Annotated in this window: 10 protein-coding genes; 6 read left to right on the plus strand and 4 right to left on the minus strand. The window is 47.8% G+C overall.

Translation table 11 applies throughout. The features are described 5' to 3' along the window. Positions 1–214 precede the first annotated feature (214 nt). The gene (locus tag QUB64_RS11085) at positions 215–376 is read right to left on the minus strand and encodes a hypothetical protein (RefSeq protein WP_333265310.1); all 162 of its coding nucleotides are present in this window, start codon (positions 374–376) and stop codon (positions 215–217) included. A 241-nt stretch (positions 377–617) separates the two neighbouring features. Here QUB64_RS11085 and QUB64_RS11090 point away from each other — a divergent pair, with 241 nt between their 5' ends. The 5 genes from QUB64_RS11090 (at position 618) to QUB64_RS11110 (ending at position 4,744) form a co-directional block, all read left to right on the plus strand. Then, positions 618–1,319: a V4R domain-containing protein gene (locus tag QUB64_RS11090; protein ID WP_333265308.1), complete on the plus strand. Its 702-nt coding sequence runs from the start codon at positions 618–620 to the stop codon at positions 1,317–1,319. A 95-nt stretch (positions 1,320–1,414) separates the two neighbouring features. Continuing rightward, entirely contained in the window at positions 1,415–1,681 is a 267-nt protein-coding gene (locus tag QUB64_RS11095) for a hypothetical protein (RefSeq protein ID WP_333265305.1), read from the plus strand. A 146-nt stretch (positions 1,682–1,827) separates the two neighbouring features. Continuing rightward, the gene (locus QUB64_RS11100) at positions 1,828–2,301 is read left to right on the plus strand and encodes a phycobilisome protein (RefSeq protein WP_333265303.1); all 474 of its coding nucleotides are present in this window, start codon (positions 1,828–1,830) and stop codon (positions 2,299–2,301) included. Positions 2,302–2,524: 223 nt separating this feature from the next. After that, entirely contained in the window at positions 2,525–3,187 is a 663-nt protein-coding gene (locus QUB64_RS11105) for a V4R domain-containing protein (protein ID WP_333265301.1), read from the plus strand. A gap of 387 nt (positions 3,188–3,574) precedes the next feature. Next, the gene (locus tag QUB64_RS11110; protein ID WP_333265300.1) at positions 3,575–4,744 is read left to right on the plus strand and encodes a pentapeptide repeat-containing protein; all 1,170 of its coding nucleotides are present in this window, start codon (positions 3,575–3,577) and stop codon (positions 4,742–4,744) included. A gap of 17 nt (positions 4,745–4,761) precedes the next feature. On the opposite strand, the gene QUB64_RS11115 is transcribed toward QUB64_RS11110, so the two are convergent. The 3 genes from QUB64_RS11115 to QUB64_RS11125 all read right to left on the minus strand — a co-directional run bounded on the left by QUB64_RS11115 (position 4,762) and on the right by QUB64_RS11125 (position 6,179). Continuing rightward, positions 4,762–5,232, minus strand: coding sequence for a phycobilisome protein (locus tag QUB64_RS11115; protein ID WP_333265298.1), 471 nt, complete (start codon positions 5,230–5,232; stop codon positions 4,762–4,764). Between the two features lie 38 nt (positions 5,233–5,270). Continuing rightward, positions 5,271–5,753 (minus strand): 2Fe-2S iron-sulfur cluster-binding protein, encoded by a 483-nt coding sequence (locus tag QUB64_RS11120; protein WP_333265296.1) that lies wholly within the window; start codon positions 5,751–5,753, stop codon positions 5,271–5,273. A gap of 123 nt (positions 5,754–5,876) precedes the next feature. Then, positions 5,877–6,179 carry a hypothetical protein gene (locus QUB64_RS11125; protein WP_333265294.1) on the minus strand — a complete coding sequence of 101 codons (303 nt, stop codon included), beginning with the start codon at positions 6,177–6,179 and terminating at the stop codon, positions 5,877–5,879. 70 nt (positions 6,180–6,249) lie between these two features. Between QUB64_RS11125 and QUB64_RS11130 the strand changes: the two genes are divergently transcribed. After that, entirely contained in the window at positions 6,250–8,184 is a 1,935-nt protein-coding gene (locus QUB64_RS11130) for a serine/threonine-protein kinase (protein ID WP_333265292.1), read from the plus strand. Positions 8,185–8,798 lie beyond the last annotated feature (614 nt).

Below are 8,798 nucleotides of genomic sequence, written 5' to 3' on the forward strand. Positions count from 1 at the left end.
AAGCCTTTAACATTTTGTTAAAGGCGCCATTTATGTCACGACCAATTGCGTGACCGCATTCAGGGGCAACAAATTGTTTGTTACCTGGTAATTTTGTGTGGCTCTGTCCACACTTTCAACAGCTTTTAGATCTATATTCTTCCATTACGTCTACTACAATACATCCACGTTTAGATGCTTGATGCTTCAACGTTTGAAAGAAACGGTATGCAGCTCATGCTACCATCGCTGCTGCTGTTTTGGTAGCCAACCGACCTTCCGGTGCTTTAGCATCTCGGTAGAGCGACTTTCGCTTAGTCCGCTTACGCCCGATCGTTCTTCTTTCTGTTTGTGGCTGCTGACGCCTCGGCGAACCAGGGTTGGATTCGATGGTCAAGCTTGCACAAAACGATAACACATCGCCGTTTAACGTTATAACGACTTTCGCCTCCTTAGTCAGATAAGTAGTTGTCCGAAGGCAGAACTGAAGTATCTGATACTCCTACTATATTGCAGTCAAAAATTATACCCTCTGCCTGCATTCATAAAATGACGTTAAATTGAATACACAGACCAGTCTATTTTTTCTATGTGACCCTACTGTTGAGCCAACTACACCAAAAAGGAGTAACGCACCCATGGTCTCTACCGCCCAAAAAGAAATCTCCGCCCACAGCGCATCGGTACTGAAGCAAAAGCATCCTAAAAATCACAACCATTATCGGTTTCAGGATTTTTTTGCCTTCGATCGCCAGTTTGGTACAATTAAAGACTGGAACGAGTCGCGCAACATTTTTACCAGCGAAGACTTTATCATCGGTTTGGTGGAAGGACTCGAAGAAGAAGTAGGCCCGGCTTCTTCTGTAATCATGTATACTATTGGTTGCCAATGGGGGCTGCAAGATTCCGAATTTTTTCAAAAATGGTTTAGCGCCGAATTCAGCCAAAACATTCGCCAGTCGAATCTGATGTTTCTGCTAGAAACTTGGTGGTGGCCTTTCACTGCTCAAGGTTGGGGTCGCTGGGAAGTTGACATGAGCGATCGCAAACACGGCTGTATCTTCATCAACCTGTTTGACTCAGCAGTCGCTCGCACTCTGGGCGACGTAGGCAAACCAGTTTGTCACCTATACGCCGGTTTGTTCGCCGGTTTCTTCGGCTCTCTAGTCAAAAAGCCTCTCAGTTGCATAGAACTCCAATGTTATTCAATGGGAGAAACCTATTGTAAATTCCTGCTCGGCAACCCAGACAAAATTGATGCAGCAGCATTCTGGCTCAACGAAGGTGCCAACGCCCGCGATATTCAAAATCGACTGGAACACGGTGAAATATTGCGGTAAACAATCTGGAAAGGCACATCCCCTGCCCTGCCTTTCCTCCCACCAATTTCGCGATCGCGAACAGCAATGGTGGGCATCTCCAGGCAGGAAAAAAGATGAAAAGTCAAACTTCATGGTTGGACAAGTCTGTCCAAGACTTCTTTGGTCACTACAATTGGCTGGGAAAACCTTTAGAAACCCAAAATGGCTCGACCCCCGGTCAAGTGCTGACTTTAACCAAGTCAGTAGCAGACTTTTTTCAAGCTATTTCTTGGGAAGGAATTCCCGAAGTGGGCGCCCTACCCCTACCGCCACCCTTGCCAGCAATTTCTATTTCTGAACCAGCAGAAGTCACCATTGACGACCTATTCGACCTGTTTTAATCTCTGTGGGGAAGGGAAAACAAAAAATAGGGCAATCCCTCTTCCCTCAAACCTCGAACCTCGGACCTCTTCGTTCTTCCCCTCGGACCTCTTCCTTCTTCCTTCTTTTTCTTTTATCAATTACCGATTACCACTTAATTAAAATCATGCACCCTGAGATTGAGGCGCTGCTGGATCAGGCAGAAAACCGCTTTCTAAAAGGCGAAGAACTCATAGCTTTTAAGCGTCAAGTTGCAACCCTGTCCCAGCGCTTAAAAATTTACGAATTTTTGCGAGAGAAGGAAGTAAGCATCTTCCAACCAATAGCCAACAAACTAGAAGAAACATTCCCCGACGCAAAAGAAGAAACCTTAGAACGATCGCTCAAACACTGGGTGTTAGTCTTGCGCTACTGTGCTATGGCCATGCTGCTGAACGATCGAGACTTTCTCGAACAGCGACTCCTCGGCTGGGTTTCCGGCATAGTCGAAGCCCACCAAACCCACAAAATCGAAGCAACTGTTTGCAATCTGCTACAAACTCGTTTAAAAGAACTGCTTTCCGAGCAAGCACGAGCTATATTGCAACCATTTTTTGACCAAGCCAAGTCAATGATTATCGAGGGAGGTAATCAAGAGTAGGCAACAGGTAATTACTCAAAAAAGTTGTATTTTGGGTAATGTAAATCATGAGTTATCACTAAAAAATCTCATTTTAAAATTAATCCTCATAACTACTTTTTTAGCAATTACCAATTGCCAATTCCCTTGATTGACGACTAGGATTTCCCTCGAACCTCGGACTTCTTCCCTCAAACCTCGAACCTCGGACCTCTTCCTTCAACGTCCCAATTGGTGATTACCGATGATTAATATTGCCGACTTGCTCAAACAGCCCCGACTCCCTGGAAACTACTTTGCCAGCGATGCCTACGTCCGAGGCGACCTCGAACTCGGCCTGCTCGAAAACCGCCGGGGCGATCGGCTCATAGCGCTCCCACAAACACTGATTCAAGCCATTTATATCGGTTTAGAACAAGAAACAGGTCAAGCCTCCCGCCTCGTGCTATTCAACTGCGGTCGTTGGTGGGGGAAAAACTTCTACGTGCGTTTTTGCGAAGAAGTCAGCGAATACTACGGTCAGCCAGTTTCCGAGATGGAAATGGTAGAATTTCTTCAGTCCTTGCAACAGTGCTGGAAAACTCACGGCTGGGGAACATTTGAATTTGACCCCAGCTATTCCGAACAGGGATTTTTAATAGTAAAAATTGGTAACTCTCTTTTTGCTAAAACAGCTCCCAAGTCGAAGCGGCCAGCCTGTTTTCTAGAAGCAGGCATCTTAAGTTCCTTCTTTAGTCAGCTCACAGGTCGAGAACTCCACTGCCTGCAAACCTCCTGCGAATCCTTGGGTTCGGACTGCAACCGCTTTATTTTAGGGCTGCGCGAGCGCCTCCAACCAGCAGATTCTATGGTCGAAGAAGGACAAGCTCACGAAGCTATTATCAGTCAACTTTGCCAAAAAAACTGACTTGTTTGACAGCTATTAGTTGATGGTAAATAGCTGTCATTTCGGTGATTTGGTGGCTACTTTATCCACCAGATAATCAAAGATTACAGAGAGTTAAATGCTCGAAAAGCTACAGAGTTTAAAAAATGGTTTTAGCTATCTCAAAAAAATCTGACTATAACTCAATAAGCAAGGGTTAGCTAAGCGTCTCCGAAGAGCTCTCGCCCCGAGCGAAGCAATCACCGAGACTTTCTTAGGTTCTCAATGAACAGCAGGTGCGGGCGGAGCAATTACCTTTTTAACCCAAGCGTATGGGACGATAACTCGCAGCTAGACAATTCATAACTTACCTTAGAAACTCATAAAATTTAAAACCAATCACAACCTCAAACTTTTTTCTCAAACTTAATGGACGCCAATGAACTTCTAAATCGATATGCAGCCGGCGAAAGAGATTTTAGACAGGCAAACTTGCGCGGCATTGTGTTGAGTCCGATCGATTTATACCGTTCCAGCGATGCCCCAACTCTACGTTTAGCAAACCTTAACGAACACCAGCACCGACCCTACTTAATCGGTGCTAACCTCAGTCAAGCCGACCTCACCAAAGCCCATCTGAGCCGAGCCAACCTCAGCAAAGCCGACCTCAGCGGAGCCAATCTGACCGGCGCCAACCTCATGGCCGCAAGTCTCAGCGGAGCCAATCTCACCGACGCCAATCTCACCGACGCCAACCTAGCGGGAGCTCACCTGAATTGGGCAAACCTCACCGGAGCAATTCTCCCCAAAGCAATTCTCATAGGTGCAGATCTGAGCGCAGCCAACCTCACCAAAGCCAATCTGGGCGAAGCAAATCTCAGTAAAGCCTATCTGATTAAAGCCAATCTCAACGGGGCCAACTTAAAAGATGCAGACTTGAGTCTAGCAAGTCTCAAAGAAGCAGACTTGAGCGAAGCACAGCTCACCGGAGCCAAATTGTCCAAAGCCAACCTAGCCGGAGCCAACTTAACCCGAGCTTACCTCACAAAAGCCAACCTCAGCAAAGCTAACCTCAGGCGAACTAACCTCACTCAAGCTTATTTAAACGGCGCGTGTTTGAGCGAATCAGACCTCAGCGAATCTTGCTTGGACAGAGCCAATTTGTGCAAAGCAGACCTCAGCAAAACCTATCTCAGGAAGATTACTTTGAATGGCTGCCACTTAAGCGGTATCAACCTCAGCGGGGCAGATTTGGGTGGTGTAGACTTGAGCCGCAAACTTTTAACCGGAATTAATATGGCAGAGGCATTGTTGAACGAAGCCAATTTCAGCGGTGCTTATTTGATGGAAGCTAACTTGAGTGGCGCCAACCTCAGCAAAGCCAACTTGAGCGGGGCATACCTGCTCAATGCCAACCTTTCTAATTCTTGCCTGCGTGAAATTGACTTGAGCAAAGCTAACCTCAGTAAAGCCAATTTGCGGAAAGCTGACTTGACAGGAGCCAACCTCCGCGGAGCCATTCTCAGTGAGGCGGATTTGAGGGGAGTGAACTTGCTTGGAGCCATTCTTCCTAACGGCACAGTTTATCATGGCCCTTAAGTTAGCATCCGCCTTGATTATTTGCCCAGTAGAGTGCGGTTCATGTCCAGAATCGGAAAAAATAGACTAGCTTCTTCAGCAGTGAGATATTGTTTGAGTACCTTTTTCATGACATCGTAGGTCACGGCCGAACTATTGCGACCGTGAACAGCCCCTAAAATATTTTGCAACCAAAGCAGCAGCCGATCGCGCAACCGTTCAGTATCATTAATCAACAGTGCTGCCGCCGAATGCCTCAATACCCGCACACCATCTCCACGGCACTTTTCAGTCAGGTCTAGAGACCCGCGGCGAAATAAACTAGGGTCTAGAGACTGCATTTGTGCTTCCACTTGGCGAATAATTTCTTTTTCAGAGGCTTGAAGTTTTTTATAAGCACTCATCCGGTGATTTAAAGACTGAAAGTAGTCTTTCAAAAATTGGAGTTCCTCAGCGGTGGCGTAGCGTCCGTCTGCTTCCGTGCTCAAACGCGCAAGTTGGCTCAACATAGATTTTTCTCAACTACTAAAATACAAACATATCAGTTTTAAGCTTCTTTAGTGCGAACTAAATACTGTCCTACTTGGAAGCGAGTTTCATTAAGCTGTGTCACGATCGAACGAGTAATCAATTTTCCCGATTCCACAACTACTTGACCCGTAATTGGGTGTAACAAATCTTGCTGAGCCCGGCGGCCGATCAGAGCTTCCACATTTTCAATAGCATTAATGTACATCCCCGCAGGTATCTGTACAACCACACCCTCCCCCATGATTTGGGCCTGACAAGCAAGTCGCGAATTGGCTTTAGCTGTAGTAATGACTTCCAGCGTCCTCCTCTCACGGCGGTTCATGTTAGACAAGCCTTCCATGCCCTCTTTAATGTAAACGTGGCAGGTAGCGCACATTCCCCGCCCCCCGCATTCCTTGAGAACGTCTAAGTCTTTGGAAAGTAAAGCAGCCAGGATATTCGATCGGGTTTCCACTGCCATTTCTTCGGCAATTGGATCTAATTTAATAATTTTAACCATAATTTTTCATCCTCTCAAGTTCAGTATGCAAGCAAGCGCGATCGACATATTCAAAGCCAAAAAAATTTGGCTAACACTCAAAAAAGCTAAGATTGCTTGACGATAGCATCAGCTTCTGGCTCTCTAACCCAGATTGCATAACCGCGCTTCTGTTTTGGTAATCGCTGTTGAGTCGCCCCTATTCCCCAGCTTAGCCACGATGGCTAAAACCTTAGACAGTTCCTGGACGGCATTGAAAAAACTGTAATACTCGCGATCGACTAAAATAGCAGCCACAGGTAGTTCCAGATCCGGCACCCGAATCCGGCAAGATTGATACTCCAGGGCGAAACTCAAGGATTGTAGTAGGTGCGACCCTGCGATCGCTCTTACTCGGCCCAGAATGAACCTGAGATAACATAAGGCTGTACCTGGCGATCGATTCAAAAAATTGAATTTTTGTCAGAATTATTTACATATTTTAATACTAGCTCAAGCTTTTCCTATAATTAGACCGATGCAACATTCTAAGTACCGCATTTTAGGGCTAGTCGGACAAGGGCAATTTGGTCGAGTTTTTTGTGCCAGCGTTCGAGAAACTCCCGCCAAGGACTCCCGCCTCACCAGCCAACTGGTTGCTCTCAAAGAACTCAGCCATCAAAAAGCCCCAACTAGCGAATTCTTGAGAGAGCTGTGGTTTCTGATCACCTTGCAGCACGCCAACATTGTCACCTGCCGAGCTCTCGAACACACAGCTACAGGCAGGTACTTGGTTATGGACTACTGCGAGGGAGGAACCCTCCGCAACCTGCTCAAACAAGACCGCCCCTTGCGGCTGCTCGAAGGTTTACAGCTAGTCATGGAACTTTTAGCAGGCTTAGACTACGCCCACCGCCGAGGCGTAGTTCACTGCGACATCAAACCCGAAAATATCCTCCTCACTCTAGGCTCCAAAGGTTGGTCGCCCAGGCTGTCTGACTTTGGCATCGCCCGCCGGCTGCCAGAAATCGGTACAACTCGCCTCCACCAAGAAATTTCTCCCGACGCTACCGTAGGTTCCCCGGCTTACATGGCCCCAGAGCGGTTTTACGGTCTTTATTCCCCCATGTCAGATATATATGCAGTGGGAATTCTGCTGTTTGAGTTGCTAATGGGCTACCGCCCTTTCGGCGGAGCCCCCGGAGACTTGAGGTGGGCGCACCTGAATCAACGCTTGCTACTTCCCGACGCCATCCCCGAACCTTTGCAAGCAATAGTCAAAAAATCTTTGGAAAAGCTGCCGGCCCGCCGTTTTGCCAGTGCTTTCCAAATGTCTCAAGCTCTCAAGCTGATCATGTACGACCCCGCTGTCAGGCAATTGGGCGACTGCATTGTTCCTTGGGAAAACCCCGCAACCAACAGCGCTAAAAGCCTGAAGTCGGACACTGACTCTGTGCTGGAAGTCGAAGAGGAAAAAGCATCACAGCCGGCGATTAATTTACTTCGGACTGTGCGTTATTCCGTTTCGCAGCCAAAGCCGCTGATACTTCCTGCACCGCTGACTGCTTTAATTGGCACTGAAAAGTATCTCTACGCTGCTGTAGGTAAAGAGGTGAAGGTTTGGTGTCAGCCGGGACAACAGCTAGTGACAGAAGAAATGCCGAGTTCTATATTAATGCCGGAAATCGTGCGCGGCATTTTACCTGCTTCCCAGGGCTGCTGCGTTCTCACTCAGCAAAAACTTTACTGGCAGGGCGATGACTCTGGGGAGCCTCAGTGCCTACTGGATCTGGGTTTAAGGCAAGGTGCAGATGCTTTTAAAGCTGCTATTGATTCTCACGGCCGCTGGTTGACAGTAGCTGTTCCGGGCGAACTGCGTTTTTATGCTTTAACTGGCAACAGCACTGCGGGCGATCGAGAAAAAGCCTTGAAGCCGATCGCTACTGTGCCGTTACCGGAACACTATTTACCAGAATTAATGTTTTTGGATCGGCGACACATCTTAGCAGTTTGGCCGGACAACGAACCCAAAAATCCCCAAACTATTTTTAGAGTTTACACTCGCCGCGGCACGCCAGTGGGTTCTGTGCGGTTGTCTGCCAGCGTCGGACAGATGCTGCTGACACCTGAACCGTATACTTTACTGGGAATTCCTCAATCCGGCAAAGCCGCGGTGCTGTTGATGAAATTGTGGCCGCTCAAGGTAGCGCGAATTCCCGTTGAAAGTTTGCCCGTGTCTGCTTGTGTGGCTAATTGGGGATGGGTGTTGGCTTCGGTTGGGGGGCAGATTCTGGTCTTAAACAGTCAAGGTATTCAAATCGGGAATTTTAGCAGCCCCGTCACACCCCGGGCGATCGCCCCTTGGGGAAAGACGGGTTTGGTGATTGCTGCCAATACTGAGTCCGAGAGTCACTTGCACTTTTTAGATGTAGATGTTGAGGAGACTAACTCGCGATCGAGCTTCAAAGGCTGATAAATGGGGTAACTGAAGATATTTGGGGGTGGCTGTAATTAAGGAGAGTGTATTTGCGGGCGATCGATCTGGCGTGTTCGCTTTGAGGTCTTTCCCGCACAAGCCCGAGCAGTAAGGCGGGTTACAGTACCGTATCGGGATGGTGGGGACTGCTGCATTTTATGAAGCGAGGACTTGCACGCGGGCGATTGATGGAGCGAGGACTTCCACGCGGGCGATCGGGTCAATGACATACCCAACCCTCCCGAGCGTCAAGTCCAGCGAATGCAGACACTACTTATTATATGACTCAGATTCAGTAATCACGAGGTTGTGTGATGGTGAAGCGGGCGATCGCCTCACACCCTAACGAAAGCCTTACCTCCGAGTAAGTCCCATCATCTTTCACCTCTGAAGGATTCTATATACCCTTCTTCACAGACAGCCCCAACCCACTTTCCGGGTGAAAAAGCAGCCCCTGGCAGTAAAGCAGATTGGGCGATCGGATATCCTAGCCGACCACAACAGCCGAAACCCATACGGTGTATTGCATTAACCAAAAATCAAAAATATTTTCGCAAAACGCTTGACAACCCCTTGCGAAATAAGTATATTAATAAAGCGCCAGAGAGAGA

Source organism: Microcoleus sp. Aus8_D2, assembly GCF_036702665.1.
Taxonomy (GTDB): Bacteria; Cyanobacteriota; Cyanobacteriia; order Cyanobacteriales; family Microcoleaceae; genus Microcoleus.

Bases quoted from the DNA above. Each gene is read 5' to 3' on its own strand.
- QUB64_RS11090 (WP_333265308.1), top strand. From the start codon at position 618: ATGGTCTCTACCGCCCAAAAAGAAATCTCCGCCCACAGCGCATCGGTA.
- QUB64_RS11095 (WP_333265305.1), top strand. From the start codon at position 1,415: ATGAAAAGTCAAACTTCATGGTTGGACAAGTCTGTCCAAGACTTCTTT.
- QUB64_RS11100 (WP_333265303.1), top strand. From the start codon at position 1,828: ATGCACCCTGAGATTGAGGCGCTGCTGGATCAGGCAGAAAACCGCTTT.
- QUB64_RS11105 (WP_333265301.1), top strand. From the start codon at position 2,525: ATGATTAATATTGCCGACTTGCTCAAACAGCCCCGACTCCCTGGAAAC.
- QUB64_RS11110 (WP_333265300.1), top strand. From the start codon at position 3,575: ATGGACGCCAATGAACTTCTAAATCGATATGCAGCCGGCGAAAGAGAT.
- QUB64_RS11115 (WP_333265298.1), bottom strand. From the start codon at position 5,232: ATGTTGAGCCAACTTGCGCGTTTGAGCACGGAAGCAGACGGACGCTAC.
- QUB64_RS11120 (WP_333265296.1), bottom strand. From the start codon at position 5,753: ATGGTTAAAATTATTAAATTAGATCCAATTGCCGAAGAAATGGCAGTG.
- QUB64_RS11130 (WP_333265292.1), top strand. From the start codon at position 6,250: ATGCAACATTCTAAGTACCGCATTTTAGGGCTAGTCGGACAAGGGCAA.